At 61.2% G+C, this 13,467-nt stretch carries 14 protein-coding genes; 3 read left to right on the top strand and 11 right to left on the bottom strand.

Features of this window, described 5'->3' with window-relative positions:
* Positions 1–4 precede the first annotated feature (4 nt).
* Positions 5–535, top strand: a complete 531-nt coding sequence (locus KX928_RS07740; RefSeq protein ID WP_219500746.1) for an adenine phosphoribosyltransferase — start codon at positions 5–7, stop codon at positions 533–535.
* Between the two features lie 60 nt (positions 536–595).
* On the opposite strand, the gene KX928_RS07735 is transcribed toward KX928_RS07740, so the two are convergent.
* The 11 genes from KX928_RS07735 to coxB form a co-directional block, all read right to left on the bottom strand.
* Positions 596–2,011, bottom strand: a complete 1,416-nt coding sequence (locus KX928_RS07735; protein WP_219500745.1) for an FAD-binding oxidoreductase — start codon at positions 2,009–2,011, stop codon at positions 596–598.
* Between the two features lie 41 nt (positions 2,012–2,052).
* Positions 2,053–2,868 (bottom strand): MBL fold metallo-hydrolase, encoded by an 816-nt coding sequence (locus tag KX928_RS07730; protein WP_219500744.1) that lies wholly within the window; start codon positions 2,866–2,868, stop codon positions 2,053–2,055.
* 188 nt (positions 2,869–3,056) lie between these two features.
* Positions 3,057–3,641: a GNAT family N-acetyltransferase gene (locus KX928_RS07725; RefSeq protein WP_219500743.1), complete on the bottom strand. Its 585-nt coding sequence runs from the start codon at positions 3,639–3,641 to the stop codon at positions 3,057–3,059.
* Complete coding sequence (locus tag KX928_RS07720) at positions 3,641–4,903, bottom strand: M16 family metallopeptidase (RefSeq protein ID WP_219500742.1); 1,263 nt, start codon at positions 4,901–4,903, stop codon at positions 3,641–3,643. Before KX928_RS07720 ends, KX928_RS07725 begins: the two co-directional genes overlap by 1 nt.
* Positions 4,900–6,288 (bottom strand): threonine synthase, encoded by a 1,389-nt coding sequence (gene thrC, locus KX928_RS07715; protein ID WP_219500741.1) that lies wholly within the window; start codon positions 6,286–6,288, stop codon positions 4,900–4,902. The genes KX928_RS07720 and thrC overlap by 4 nt, the downstream gene beginning before the upstream one ends.
* 5 nt (positions 6,289–6,293) lie before the next feature.
* Positions 6,294–6,974, bottom strand: coding sequence for an SURF1 family protein (locus KX928_RS07710; RefSeq protein WP_219500740.1), 681 nt, complete (start codon positions 6,972–6,974; stop codon positions 6,294–6,296).
* 67 nt (positions 6,975–7,041) lie between these two features.
* Positions 7,042–7,863 (bottom strand): cytochrome c oxidase subunit 3, encoded by an 822-nt coding sequence (locus tag KX928_RS07705; protein ID WP_219500739.1) that lies wholly within the window; start codon positions 7,861–7,863, stop codon positions 7,042–7,044.
* 25 nt (positions 7,864–7,888) lie between these two features.
* Entirely contained in the window at positions 7,889–8,473 is a 585-nt protein-coding gene (locus tag KX928_RS07700) for a cytochrome c oxidase assembly protein (protein WP_219500737.1), read from the bottom strand.
* Positions 8,473–8,637 carry a cytochrome c oxidase system small membrane protein gene (locus tag KX928_RS07695; protein ID WP_219500734.1) on the bottom strand — a complete coding sequence of 55 codons (165 nt, stop codon included), beginning with the start codon at positions 8,635–8,637 and terminating at the stop codon, positions 8,473–8,475. Before KX928_RS07695 ends, KX928_RS07700 begins: the two co-directional genes overlap by 1 nt.
* A 3-nt stretch (positions 8,638–8,640) precedes the next feature.
* Positions 8,641–9,579 carry a heme o synthase gene (gene cyoE, locus KX928_RS07690; protein ID WP_219500733.1) on the bottom strand — a complete coding sequence of 313 codons (939 nt, stop codon included), beginning with the start codon at positions 9,577–9,579 and terminating at the stop codon, positions 8,641–8,643.
* Between the two features lie 53 nt (positions 9,580–9,632).
* Positions 9,633–10,514 carry a cytochrome c oxidase subunit II gene (gene coxB, locus KX928_RS07685; RefSeq protein WP_219500730.1) on the bottom strand — a complete coding sequence of 294 codons (882 nt, stop codon included), beginning with the start codon at positions 10,512–10,514 and terminating at the stop codon, positions 9,633–9,635.
* Positions 10,515–10,692: 178 nt separating this feature from the next.
* Between coxB and tldD the strand changes: the two genes are divergently transcribed.
* Both tldD and dprA read left to right on the top strand, forming a co-directional pair.
* Positions 10,693–12,114 carry a metalloprotease TldD gene (gene tldD, locus KX928_RS07680; protein WP_219500728.1) on the top strand — a complete coding sequence of 474 codons (1,422 nt, stop codon included), beginning with the start codon at positions 10,693–10,695 and terminating at the stop codon, positions 12,112–12,114.
* 102 nt (positions 12,115–12,216) lie between these two features.
* Positions 12,217–13,380 (top strand): DNA-processing protein DprA, encoded by a 1,164-nt coding sequence (dprA, locus tag KX928_RS07675; protein WP_219500727.1) that lies wholly within the window; start codon positions 12,217–12,219, stop codon positions 13,378–13,380.
* The last annotated feature ends 87 nt before the right edge of the window (positions 13,381–13,467 follow it).

Below are 13,467 nucleotides of genomic sequence, written 5' to 3'. Positions count from 1 at the left end.
GTCAATGAAAAATGTTCAGGACTACATCCGCACAATCGTGGATTTCCCGCATGAAGGCATCATGTTTCGCGATGTCACGACGCTGTTCGCGGATGCGCGCGGTTTCCGGGTGGCCATTGATCAGATGCTGCATCCCTACGCCGGTCTGCAAATCGACAAGGTGGTGGGCTTGGAGGCTCGTGGCTTCATCCTTGGCGGCGCCATCGCGCACCAGTTGTCGGTGGGCTTCGTGCCCATCCGCAAGAAGGGCAAGCTTCCCGGCACCACGATCAGCCAGGATTACAAGCTCGAATATGGCGAGGCGATTGTCGAAATTCACGACGACGCGATTCAACCCGGTGAGAAAATCCTCGTTGTCGACGACCTTCTGGCCACCGGCGGCACTGCCGAGGCGGGTATCAAGCTGATTGAAAGACTGGGCGGCGAAATCATTTCCTGCGCCTTCATCATCGACCTGCCGGACTTGGGCGGGCGACACCGACTTGAAGCCCTGGGAATGGACGTGCACGCGCTCTGCGCGTTCGACGGGCTGTAAGGCGGCCCGAAAACCAAATCCTGGAAGGATTTGAAAAGCATCACTTGGCGCGGCAGCGCCTCATGTTCTGAGCACCGCGCCGGGGTTCATAATCCCCAGCGGATCGAGGGCCGATTTGATCGCCCGCATCGCCGCAAGCTTTGCGGGATCCCCGTATCGTTCGAGATCCGCCACCTTCAGCCGTCCGACGCCGTGTTCCGCGCTCACCGAGCCACCCAGAGCATGTGCGAGGTCATGCACCGCCCTTTGAAGTGCCGCACGTTGATTGGCGTGATCGGACGACGTCCCGCCCGGCAGGGGAAATACGTTGTAGTGCAGGTTACCGTCGCCGACGTGGCCAAAACAGTTGATGCGAAACTCTCCGATCTCGGAAATCACCTGCTTTCCCTTGGTGATGAAGTCCGGAAGGCTGCCCAGAGGCACCGACACGTCACTTGAAATCACCGCGCCAACCCGCTTGTTCGCTTCGGGGATATGTTCTCGGACAGACCAGAAGTCCTGCGACTGTTGTTGGGATTGCGCAATCACCCCGTCAAGCACCATCCCGCGATCCGCTGCCTCTGCAAACAGTGTCTCCAGTTCGGTTTGCGCATTCATGCCGTGCGCCAGCCCCACTTCCATCAACACCGACCATTCGGGCGCCGCGTCAAATGGCTGGCGGATATCCGGCAGCACCTCGGACAGGAAGGCCAGCCCCTGCCCGTTGATCAACTCGAACCCGCTGACCATCTCACCAAGCTGTTGCTGCGCCAGGGCCAGCAGGGACAAGGCGGCGTCCGGGGTCGGCACGACGAAAACCGCCGTGCCAGTCGCCACAGGTTGCGGGCAAAGCTTCAGGGACGCGGCGGTGATCACGCCCAGCGTACCTTCCGAACCGATCAGCAGATGGCGCAGATCGTAGCCGGTATTGTCTTTGCGCAACCGTTTCAGGCCATGCCATATCTGGCCGTCCGGCAGTACCGCTTCCAATCCCAGGCACAGGTCGCGCATGTTGCCGTAGCGCAGCACGGCCGTGCCACCCGCATTCGTCGCCAGATTGCCGCCGATACTGGCAGAGCCTTCTGACGCAAGAGACAGCGGGAACAGACGCCCGGCCGCCGCTGCCGCCGTCTGCACGCTGGCCAGCACCGCGCCCGCTTCGCAGATCAGCACGTTTTCCTCCGGATAGACGCCGCGCAGCGCCGTCATGCGCTCCAGCGACAGCAGCAGCGGCACCGGGCCCTCGGGTGATATCTGCCCCCCGACCAGACCGGTGCCCCCGCCATAAGGCACGATACCGACACGCTCCTGCGCCGCCAGGCGCACGACCTCGGCCACCTCTTCAGCTGTCTTCGGGACCACCACGGTGGTGGGTCGTCCGTGATACCGCCCCCGCGGCTCTTCAAGATAGCGTGGCTCCGCCGGGCGGACGCTCCCGTCGGGTAATCGCTGCTGCAGGAGATCGTGAAAATCGGAATCGGCGGCGTTCAAGGTCATGGCCCTTGATCCCCCGCGCCGATCACGGATGCAAGCGCCGTCTAATCCGCGCTGAGCCAGGCGGGACGCAAAACCATGATCGTCGGTCGGCCCGGCAGCCTGTCCAGGGACACATCCAGCGCGGGGCCGCCAACCTCCACAATCGCAAATTCGTCCGACATGCCGGCCAGAAAATCATCGAGGGCAAACAGCGAAAACCAATGCATCGGGATGACAATAGAAGACTTCAGGCGTTTGAGCACGCGGGTCATTGTGGGCAAATCCAGCGTGTAACCTCCGTCAACCGGCGCCATCACCACATCCAACCGTCCCAGCGCCGCGTATTGCGCGGCATCCGGTTCGTGATGCAGGTGCCCCAGGTGGCCAATACACAGTCCGGCCATCTCGAAGACGAAAATGGAATTGCCTTCCGTTTCAATGCCCGAAAATTGCGAACGGATGTCAGTCGACACATTCCGGATCAGGATTTCTCCAAGATCGAGCCGGTGGTCGATCCCTTCGCCGAAGGGCCCCCACCCGGTCAATACATGGGGAATTGCCGGATCCGGGTTTGCTGTCCAATGCGTGTCGTGAGCGTGGTTCATCGTCACCACGTCCGGGATCAGTGGGGCCGAGCCTGTGAAACCGGTGTAATCGGTGACAATATTCAAGCCGCCGTGGCTGCGGATCAGGAAACTGGCGTGCGAGACGTAATGAATACGCACTGTCTCCGCTGCCACCGGGCCAAGGCTCGCGGGCACAATGTAGTCGATCCCCGGTGCAGCATCCGCCAGCGCAATGCAATGGCTTGGCGTGCGCTCCTGGGCGAGTGCGCCCTGTGCAAGGATGAGAAACAGAACAGCCAGTCTGATCAGCATGATTTCCTCCCTGCCACAGATATTAGCGCATCGTTGATGTCTTTCCGCCGGAATTCGTCACTTCGCCGGAATTTTCCGGGTCACCGCCGAAATATGCAGCAGGCCGGTTTGGGGTGTCGCGCCGGTTCAGGCGCCCAACGCGCCTTTCGGAGAAAGGCGCAAACGTCGTGTGCGGCGCAGCCGCGCCTTTAACCAGCGCCGGTTTTGCCACGGCGATCGCCGCGCAGGGCGGCGTATAAGACATGCGTGCGCCAACGACCGTCGATCTGCAGATAGCTTTGCGCCACGCCCTCGTATTTGAAGCCGGAGGTCTCCAGCAACCCCCGGGATGCTGTATTCTCGGGCAGACAGGCCGCTTCGATGCGGCTCAGGTCAAGCCGCGTGAACGCATGATGCACCAGCGCCTTGATCGCCTCCTGCATGTATCCCTGACGTGCAAAGGGTTGCCCCGTCCAGTAGCCCAGTGTCCCTGCCTGCGCCGGGCCTCGCCGGATATTGTCGAGCGTGATGGCCCCCAAAAGCGCATCGTCATGACGCCGGATCAGGAAGAGCGGGACCGCCGTGCCGCTGGAAACTGATCGTTGCGCCCAATACACCCGATTGGTGAAGGCTTTGCGGGTCAGGTGGTCTTTGGCCCAACTGGGTTCCCACGGTGTCAGGTACTCATTGCTCTGGGCCCGCAAGCTCGCCCAGGGGCGAAAGTCCGAATGTATCGGCGGCCGCAGGGTCATGCGTTCCGTCTCGATCCGAAGCTTGCGAAACCCGCGCAGCATCAGGCAGCCCGACGCTCCTGCAACTGGGCCAGGCTGGGCGCCGTCTCGATAGGTCCGTAAAGCGCCAGGGCCGCGGGCGCTGCCGAGGCCATGCTCTGCGCGAATTCGCGCACGTCCCCGGTTGTGACCGCGTCAATCATCGCAACCGTTTCTTCCAGCGGCGGCACCCTGTCCCATATCTGGACCAGTCGGGCCAGCCGTTCCGCCCGGTTGGAGGGACTCTCCAGCCCCATCAGCAGACCTGCCTTCATCTGGGCACGCGCGCGGGCCACCTCCGCCGGTGTCATGTCAGCCGCGGCACGTTTCATCTCGTCAATGGTGATCTCGGCCAGCTGCGGCAACTGCTCGGCACTGGTACCTGCGTAGATCGTAGTCATGCCCGTATCCGCATAGGCGCCCGCCTGCGCGAAGATTGAGTAGCACAACCCCCGGTTTTCCCGGATTTCCTGGAACAGCCGGCTCGACATGCCGCCCCCCAGGGCCGAGGCGTAAATCTGCGCGGTGTAGATGCTGTCGTCGCGGTAGCCCGGGCTTTCGAAGGCCAGCGCGAAATGCGCCTGCTCCAACGCTTTGGGCTGGCGGCGTTCGCCACCGAGAAAACGCGCAGCGTGCACGTCAAAGGCCGGTTTGGCTTCCATGTCACCAAAGAGGCTTTCTGCGAGCGCCACGATCGCTTCGTGATCAACCGCTCCGGCAGCGGACAGGATCATCTGCCCCGGCCCGTAGTGCTCCGCGATGAAGCCCTGCAGATCGCTGCGGTTGAAACTGGCTACGCGCTCGCTTGGTCCCAGAATAGTGCGGCCCATCGGGTGATCGGGATAGGCCTCCTCCTGCAACCAGTCGAAGATCACGTCATCCGGCGTGTCCAGCGCCTGCCCGATCTCCTGCAGGATCACGCCGCGCTCAATCTCGATTTCCGCTTCATCCAGCGTCGGGTTCAGCAGGATATCCGCGATCACGTCGAGCGCCAGCGGCACGTCATTCTGCAGCACCCGCGCATAGTAGGCCGTGACCTCGCGCGAGGTGTAGGCATTGATATAGCCCCCCACGTCCTCGATGCTTTCAGCAATCTGAAGGGCTGTGCGGCGCTTGGTGCCCTTGAAGGCCATGTGCTCAAGGAAATGGGCGATGCCATTCTGTTCCGGCGTCTCGTGGCGCGCGCCGGCCGTGACCCACACGCCGACCGAGGCGGAGGCAAGGCCGGGCATTTCTTCGGTTACAATACGAAAGCCGTTTGGCAGGCGGTGTTGGTTCAGTGTCACGCAGCTCTGTGCCCTTTGATATGCGCGGTGAGAGCTGCCAGATCGTTCGGCACCCGGCTCACCCGTTCGGCGCGTTCATACAGGTCCGCCATGCGCGGAGGCAAGGGGGGGTGTCGCCCGGCGGCCTCTTCCACTGCGTCAGGAAACTTCGCAGGATGCGCCGTGGCCAGCGTGATCATCGGCGTGCCGGTCACGCGATGCGCCTCTGCCACCTTCACCCCCACCGCCGTATGCGGGCAGAGCAGCTCGCCGGTGGTCTTCAGCGCGCCAGCAATCGTCGCCATTGTCTCCTCCTCAGAGGCGCGCCCTGAAAGGTAATGTGATTGCAACACCTGCATCGCGCCCTGGCTTACGGTGAAGCCACCCGCCTTCAATTCGTCCATCAACTGCACGATGGCTTTGGCATCACGGTCATAGGCATCAAAAAGTGCACGCTCAAAATTGGAACTGACCTGAATATCCATCGACGGGCTGATCGATGGCACCGTCTCGCCCTTATGATACCCCTGCCCGCTCAGGCAGCGGTGCAGGATATCGTTCTGGTTTGTGGCAACCACCAGCTTGTCGATCGGCAGCCCCATGCGCTTGGCGATATAGCCAGCGAAGATATCACCGAAGTTGCCTGTTGGCACAGTGAAACTCACCGGACGATGCGGCGCGCCAAGCGACACGGCCGCCGAAAAGTAGTAGACCACCTGCGCCAACACCCTGCCCCAGTTGATCGAGTTGACCCCCGCCAGCTTCACCTCGTCCCGGAAGTCGAAGTCATTGAACATATCCTTAAGCCGCGCCTGGCAGTCGTCGAAATCGCCATCCATCGCCAAGGCATGCACATTGGCTTCTTTGGGCGTTGTCATCTGCCGCCGTTGCACCTCGGAGATGCGACCATGCGGGTAGAGGATGAACACATCCACATTGTCCAGTCCCCGAAAAGCCTCGATGGCGGCGGAGCCGGTGTCCCCGCTGGTCGCGCCGACAATGGTCACGCGTTCGCCCTTGCGCCCCAGGGCGGTCTGGAACATCTGCCCGATGAGCTGCATCGCGAAATCCTTGAACGCCAGTGTCGGCCCGTGGAACAGCTCCAGCAGGAAATGCCCCTGATCCAGCTGCACCAGCGGCGCGCGCGCCGCGTGCCCAAACCCGGTATAGGCCCGCGCGATGATCCCTTCGAATTCTTCGTCGGTGAAGACCTCGCCCACGAAGGGCCGCATCACCCGATAGGCGATCGCCTCGTAGCTCAACCCTTCGAGCTTCGCGATTTCCGACGCTGTCATTTGCGGGATCGCTTCGGGCACATACAGACCGCCATCGCGTGCAAGGCCGGTCAGCATCGCTTCTTCAAAGTTCAAGACGGGCGCGGTGCCCCGGGTAGAGATGTAACGCATGGGTCTCAGCTTTTGTTGGCACCGGGTTTGCGGCGCAGAAAAACGGCTGTCATTGCCAGCCAGATCGCCGACAATGAGAACCAGGTAATGGCGTATTGCAAGTGATCGTTCGGAATGGCCGCCGTGTCTACCGGCATTGGCGTCACCGGGCTGCCTGATTGCGGCGCATCCCGGCGCACGACCAGTACCGGATTCGTTTCGAGCACCCGTGCCATCGCTCCGACGTCGCGCGCAAACCAGATGTTTTCTTTCATGTCCGGTGCCGGTGTGAAGCCGTCGGTTTCCTGAGGCCATTGCAGGTTCCCCACAAGGGTCACGGCCGGGCCTTCGTCAAACTTCAGGGCATCCGCCTCCGCCACGGGGACAAAGCCCATGTCAATCATGATGGCTCCCTCGTCGCGCAGCATCGGGCGGATGATGCGGTACCCGGCGCCGATTTGCTTTTGCGACACAAGCACCCGCAAGTGACGCGCGCCAAGAACGCCGGTGACCTCAACCGGCAGATAGGCGTCGCGCGCGGGCTCCGGTGTTTCGGGCAAGGCAACCGGCGTGGCCGCGATCCGGCTTTCGATATCGGCGATCACACCCTCTTTCCAGGCCAGTCGCTGCACTTGCCATATGCCGAGGCTGATCAGGATGGCACCGCCCCCCAACCCGAATATCACCAGAAACGCCAGTCGTCGCATGACCGCTCCGCACCAAAGAAAAACGCGCGAGAGCCGCGCGCTTTAGACTTGAAACCTGTGGCGGCGCTTAATGCGCGCCGGGCATCTGCCCCACGCCCCAGATGTAGACGGCGAAGAAGAGAAACAGCCACACCACGTCAACGAAGTGCCAATACCAGGCGGCCGCCTCGAAGCCTACGTGTTTTTCCGGCGTGAAATGCCCCTTCAGCGCCCGAACCAGACAGACCGTCAGAAAGATCGTCCCGATGATCACATGCGCGCCGTGAAATCCTGTCGCCATGAAGAAGTTGGAGTAAAACTTGTCTCCGCCGAACTCCCAGCCCTTGTAGAGCAGGTAAGAGTATTCGTAGGCCTGCAGCGCGGTGAAGAGCACGCCGAGGATGATGGAGATCGTGAGACCCCAGATCAGGTCCTTGCGGTTGTTCTCATGCACCAGCGCGTGGTGCGCCCATGTCACCGCGCAGCCCGACAACAGCAGGATCAGCGTGTTGATCAGCGGCAGGTGGAAGGCATCCACGTGGTAGATTTCCGGCTGAACATATTCCGTGCCGACGTAGCCGCTCATCGGATAGATGGCGTTCTTGAAGAAAGACCAGAACCACGCCGCGAAGAACATGACTTCGGACATGATGAACAGAATGAAACCGTAGCGCAAGCCGATGCGAACGACAGGTGTGTGGTCACCGATGCGGCTTTCATGCACGACCTCGGTCCACCAGCCGAACATGACATAGAGCACGCCTGCCAGGCCCGCAAGGAAGAGGAACGGCGTGATGTCCTGCATCCACAGGACTGCGCCAAAAAGCATCGCGAAACCGCTTACAGCGCCCAGAAGGGGCCAGACTGAGGGGTTCAGAATGTGATAATCGTGGTTCTTTTCATGGGCCATGTCTTCGTCCCTTGCCTTATCCTGGTCAGTTCAGACTTGTGTCTGAGGTTGGTTCCATGTCCTGCGCGGCGGCATAACCTTCGGGCAGATCAATTTCGTAGAATGTATAGGAGAGCGTGATGGTATGCACATATTTTCCATCGCGGTCCTCGACGATTTCCGGGTCCACGTAGAAGGTCACCGGCATCTGCACCCGTTCGCCGGGCTGCAGCACCTGCTCTTCAAAGCAGAAACACTGGATCTTGTTGAAGAAGCCACCCGCCTGATAGGGGGTGACGTTATAGCTGGCAGATCCCGCAATCGGACGGTTCGTCGGGTTGTAGGCCTCATAAAATGCCAGCCCCGTCTCGCCGATGCGGACGTCCATCTCCCGCACAACCGGTTTGAAGCTCCATGGCATCTGGCTGTGCAGCGATCCGTCAAAGCGGACCGTAATCGTCTGGTCGAGCACGTTATCCGGTGCAACATCAGACACGCCGGTGACACCACCAAAACCTGTCACCCGGCAGAACCAGTCGTAAAACGGCACGGACGCCCATGCCAGCGCGCCCATGACGATCACAAGGCTGACGGTCTGTGCAACGGTTTTCGCGGGGCCGGAGAGTGCCATCAGTCCGCAACCTCCCCGGCTTTGGGCAGTTCGAAATCGCCGCTGGTCACCTTGGTGAACGTCAGGGCCAGAACAAGCACGACAAACGCGGCCAGCATCAGCCCGACACCAATGTTGCGACCCTTGCGGCGCTTGTGCAGTTCATGTTCCGGGCGAAAGGTCATGGATTACCAGCCCCCCAATCCGACCGGGCGTAGCATCGCCTCGACAAGGATCATCCCGAAATGCGCAAAAAGATACCACAGCGACAGGCGGAAAAACTTCTTCTCGACCTTGTAGCCATCCGCTTCGGCCGCCATTTCGTCACGCCGCGAGATATCCACGGCGCCCTTCAGAAACAGCGCGTTGAGAACAACGGCGGTTGCAAGGTAAAACGGTCCGCCAATCGCGGTGAACCCGGTACCTACCGCAAGCAATGTGAGCAATATGGTGTAGACGATGACATGCACCCGGGTGGCCCGGCGCCCGTGGGTCACCGTCAGCATGGGCACGTCCGCGTCATCGTAGTCAGACTTCATGAACAGCGCCAGCGCCCAGAAATGCGGCGGCGTCCACATGAAGATCAGAGCAAACATCAACCACGCTTCGACAGAAAAACTGCCCGTCGCGATCACCCAGCCGATGACCGGTGGGAAAGCCCCGGCGGCACCGCCAATGACGATATTCTGCGGCGTGGAACGCTTGAGCCACATTGAATAGATCACCGCATAGAAGAAAATCGTAAAGGCCAGAAGCCCGGCAGCCAGCAGGTTTGCGGACAGCGCCAGCATCATCACCGACAGACCAGAGAGCGCGAGCCCCAGCGACAATGCTTCGCCCGCCGGCACCCGGCCGGACGGGATCGGCCGTTTGGCCGTGCGCCGCATCACCGCGTCGATGTCGGCATCCCACCACATGTTCAGCGCACCGGAGGCTCCTGCCCCGATGGCGACGAAAAGGATGGACGCAAAGGCAATCACCGGGTGCACGGACTGCGGTGCAGCGAGCAGGCCCACCAGCGCCGTGAACACGACCAGAGACATGACGCGTGGCTTCAGCAGGGCAAAGTAATCGCCCAGTTGCGTGTCATATTCCCCGGCGGGTGTTGTGTAGCTTGCATCAGCCATTCAGGCGCCTCGCTGACAGTCTCGGGTCGGCGCGGCCGCGGGGCCGCCCCTGCTCATTTCGACGCGATCACACGTGTTTGCGGGATGCCCGCATATTCTTCGCGCGCGCCTTCCAGCCATTCCGCATAGGCTTCTTCGGACACAACTTTCACGGTGATCGGCATATAGGCGTGGTTCAGCCCGCACAGTTCGGAACATTGACCGAAATAGACGCCTTCCTGTTCGGCTTTGAACCACAGTTCAGCCAAACGGCCGGGCACAGCGTCCTGCTTGACGCCAAAGGCCGGGATCGTCCACGCGTGGATCACGTCGCCCCCGGTCACCTGCATCACGATGGTCTGGTTCACCGGCACAACAACGGAGGTGTCCGTCGCCAGAAGAAACTCCGCTTCGGAATACCCGGCTTCTTCCAGTTGCGCGATCACCTCTGGTGATTTGGCATTGTTGCCTCCGGTCGCAGGCGCGCCGATCATGTAAGAAGAGAACTCGAAGCCTTCGTCGACATACTCGTAGTCCCAGTACCACTGGTATCCGGTGACCTTGATCGTCACATCCGCTTCAGGAATTTCCTGCTGTTTGAACAGAATGGGCAGGGAGAAGGCACCAATGAACACGAGTATCACGATGGGAATGACCGTCCAGGCGATCTCAACCGGCGTATTATGCGTGAAACTGGCCGACTCCGGGTTCCGTTTGGCGTTGTACCGGATCGCCACCCAGAGAATCAGCGCCGTGACGAACAACGAAATCACCGTGATGATCACCAGTAACATACCGTCCAGCCAGTGGATGTCTGATGCCAGCTCGGTCGCGGCAGGCTGAAACCCCATTTTGCCATCAACCGGCACGCCGATGATTTCAAGGTTGTCCTGTGCCTGAGCCGTCGTCGCCGCAAAGGCGGCCAAAACACCTGGGAGTGTGAAAAAACGTTTCATGTGTCGTCCTGATCTTGGGATCGATGTTGCGCACGCAGAACAGGATCACGCGTCGCCGACACCCTGTCCGTTGTAATTCCTGCTCTTACAATCATATTCTGATCGCGAGATAAAGACTTGAGCTTGCGTCAAACAGACGCTGAGTGCACTTTTACGCCCCCATTTAAGGATATCACGAATGACCGACGCTCCTTTCAAGCCGTTTGACGATGCGCTGGACCGCGATGAAGCCCTGGATGTGCTGCGCGACGCCACCAGCGGTGCAGATGATGGGGAGCTGTTTCTGGAGCGTCGGCGCTCGGAAGCCCTGGTCTTTGACGACGGCAGACTCAAGACCGCCAATTACAATGCGTCGGAAGGATTTGGCTTGCGCGCGGTCTGCGGAGAGGTAGCAGGTTATGCGCATTCGACGGATGTCTCGGCAAGTGCCTTGCGCCGCGCGGCCGAGACCGCGCGTCTGGCTGTCGGTGACGGCGGCGGGACCTGGGCCGATGCACCGACCCCAACGAATACACGCCTATACACCGACGCAGATCCGATTGCCGGCGCAAGCTTTCCGGTCAAGGTGGAAACCCTTCGCGAAATCGACGGGTATGCGCGCGGACTTGATGCACGTGTCGTTCAGGTCTCCGCCACCATCGCCGCCAGCCTGCAGGAGGTGGAGATATTGCGGCCTGACGGACGATCGCTGCGCGATGTGCGGCCGATGACGCGCGTCAATGTCTCGGTCATCGTCGAGCAGAACGGGCGGCGCGAATCCGGCTCTGCCGGTGGCGGCGGCCGCGTGGGTCTTGCTGGTCTGCTGGACCCGACCGACTGGCAGTCGAAGACCAAGGAAGCGCTGCGTATCGCCTGTGTGAACCTCGAGGCCGTGCCGGCTCCTGCGGGCGTGATGGACGTTGTGCTGGGGCCAGGCTGGCCCGGTATTCTGCTGCATGAGGCCATCGGCCATGGGCTGGAAGGTGATTTCAATCGAAAAGGGTCTTCTGCCTTTGCCGGTCTGATGGGGCAGCGGATCGCCAGCAAGGGCGTCACGGTTCTGGATGACGGCACGATCCCGGACAGGCGCGGGTCCATCACGATCGATGACGAAGGTACGCCGTCGGGCAAGAACGTTCTGATCGAGGACGGTATTCTCGTAGGTTACATGCAGGATCGTCAGAATGCGCGTCTGATGGGGGTCGCACCGACGGGCAACGGACGCCGCGAAAGCTATGCCCATGCGCCGATGCCCCGGATGACAAACACCTACATGCTGGGCGGTGCAACCGATCCACAGGATATTGTTGCCGATCTCGAGGACGGGATTTACGCGGTCGGGTTCGGCGGTGGCCAGGTCGACATCACCAACGGCAAGTTCGTGTTCAGTTGTACCGAGGCCTACAGGGTCGAAAACGGCAAGGTGGGCGCGCCCGTCAAAGGTGCAACACTGATCGGTGACGGGGCAACGGCCTTGCAGCATATCCGGGCGATCGGAAACGATATGGCGCTTGACCCGGGCATGGGGAACTGTGGCAAGGCCGGGCAATGGGTGCCGGTCGGCGTGGGTCAGCCCACCTTGATGATCGGCGGTCTGACTGTCGGCGGATCAGCCTCGTAGCGCGATTCCTCCCCAAAAATAGCGAGGGCGTCAGACCAGCTTGATTCATGCGTTGTTAACCAACTCGGCTTAAACCTGATTCTGCAACGGACGGAGACGAGGATGACTGATAAGGACTACAATCCTTCTTCCACTCACCCCCCACTCCCACCCACCTCGGAAGCTGAACAGTTCTCCCGTCTCCGTCTGCTGCGATCCCGCCGGGTTGGCGTAACGACGTATAAACGACTGCTAACTGAACACGGCACTGCGCAGAACGCGCTGGCCGCGCTACCTGAGGTAGCGCGTGCCGCCGGCGTTCAGAAATACGAAGTCTGCCCAGAAGCGGTCGTACAGGCGGAGCTGAATACCGCACGCGATGCAGGCGCGCGCCTGATCATGCAGGGCACGTCCGCGTATCCCGAACATCTCAACGACATCGACGACGCACCACCGTTTTTATGGGTGCTGGGCGATGCGAGCTTGCTGAAGCGCCCCATGATCTCGCTTGTCGGGGCGCGCAACGCGTCGTCTCTGGGCACGCGGATGGCGAGGGCGCTGGCCCGCGATCTGGGCGCGGCAGGCTATGTCATCGTCTCCGGCCTGGCGCGCGGCGTCGATGCGGCAGCACATCTGGCAGCGCTCCCGACCGGTACCGTGGCCGTACAGGCTGGCGGTGTCGATGTGATCTACCCTGCCGAAAACACCGAACTTGCGCTGGATCTGGCAAAATCCGGCCTGCGCCTGTCGGAACAGCCCATGGGTCTGCAACCCATCGCCCGTCATTTCCCCAGCCGAAACCGCATTATCTCAGGTCTCAGCCAGGCCACGATCGTAGTAGAAGCCGCGGCCAAGTCAGGCAGTCTCATCACGGCGCGCGACGCGCTTGATCAGGGACGCGACGTGCTGGCGGTGCCTGGAAACCCTTTTGACGCCCGGGCCGCGGGCTGCAATCAGCTTATCCGGGACGGCGCCACCCTGGTGCGTTCCGCCGATGATGTTCTGGAAGCGCTCACGCCCCTGCATGGTAACGCGCCGGAACTGCCGCTGGCGCCGCCAAAAGCGAAACCGGCCCCTCCCAAAGCCAGACACTCGATCCGCGATGCAGCCGCATTGCACCGCAAGATCCTGTCCCGTCTCAGCCCGTCACCCGTGGCTGAAGACCAGCTTATCCGCGATCTCGCCATCGCCCCGGCCGATGCGGCGCCCGCGTTGCTGGATCTGGAGATGGAGGGGCGCATCACACGTCGATCTGGTGGCCTTTTGTCGCGTACCGAACGCGCCTGACCCACAATTATCGGCTTCTTGTCATACACTTATCATGCCACAGCACCACGTGGAGATGCGGCACCGTCAGCCCAGCCCTCGGCTATG

The sequence above is a fragment of the Roseobacter insulae genome (assembly GCF_019375555.1).
In the GTDB taxonomy this organism is placed as follows: domain Bacteria; phylum Pseudomonadota; class Alphaproteobacteria; order Rhodobacterales; family Rhodobacteraceae; genus Roseobacter; species Roseobacter insulae.
The sequence above is the reverse complement of the archived record's forward strand: the minus strand, read 5'-3'. Positions and strand labels throughout refer to the sequence as shown.

What these genes read in the sequence shown, in the direction of transcription:
- dprA (WP_219500727.1), top strand. Translation starts at nt 12,217, where the DNA reads ATGACTGATAAGGACTACAATCCTTCTTCCACTCACCCCCCACTCCCA.
- KX928_RS07710 (WP_219500740.1), bottom strand. Translation starts at nt 6,974, where the DNA reads ATGCGACGACTGGCGTTTCTGGTGATATTCGGGTTGGGGGGCGGTGCC.
- KX928_RS07740 (WP_219500746.1), top strand. Translation starts at nt 5, where the DNA reads ATGAAAAATGTTCAGGACTACATCCGCACAATCGTGGATTTCCCGCAT.
- coxB (WP_219500730.1), bottom strand. Translation starts at nt 10,514, where the DNA reads ATGAAACGTTTTTTCACACTCCCAGGTGTTTTGGCCGCCTTTGCGGCG.
- KX928_RS07730 (WP_219500744.1), bottom strand. Translation starts at nt 2,868, where the DNA reads ATGCTGATCAGACTGGCTGTTCTGTTTCTCATCCTTGCACAGGGCGCA.
- KX928_RS07700 (WP_219500737.1), bottom strand. Translation starts at nt 8,473, where the DNA reads ATGGCACTCTCCGGCCCCGCGAAAACCGTTGCACAGACCGTCAGCCTT.
- KX928_RS07735 (WP_219500745.1), bottom strand. Translation starts at nt 2,011, where the DNA reads ATGACCTTGAACGCCGCCGATTCCGATTTTCACGATCTCCTGCAGCAG.
- KX928_RS07705 (WP_219500739.1), bottom strand. Translation starts at nt 7,863, where the DNA reads ATGGCCCATGAAAAGAACCACGATTATCACATTCTGAACCCCTCAGTC.
- KX928_RS07695 (WP_219500734.1), bottom strand. Translation starts at nt 8,637, where the DNA reads ATGACCTTTCGCCCGGAACATGAACTGCACAAGCGCCGCAAGGGTCGC.
- KX928_RS07725 (WP_219500743.1), bottom strand. Translation starts at nt 3,641, where the DNA reads ATGCTGCGCGGGTTTCGCAAGCTTCGGATCGAGACGGAACGCATGACC.
- tldD (WP_219500728.1), top strand. Translation starts at nt 10,693, where the DNA reads ATGACCGACGCTCCTTTCAAGCCGTTTGACGATGCGCTGGACCGCGAT.
- thrC (WP_219500741.1), bottom strand. Translation starts at nt 6,288, where the DNA reads ATGCGTTACATCTCTACCCGGGGCACCGCGCCCGTCTTGAACTTTGAA.
- cyoE (WP_219500733.1), bottom strand. Translation starts at nt 9,579, where the DNA reads ATGGCTGATGCAAGCTACACAACACCCGCCGGGGAATATGACACGCAA.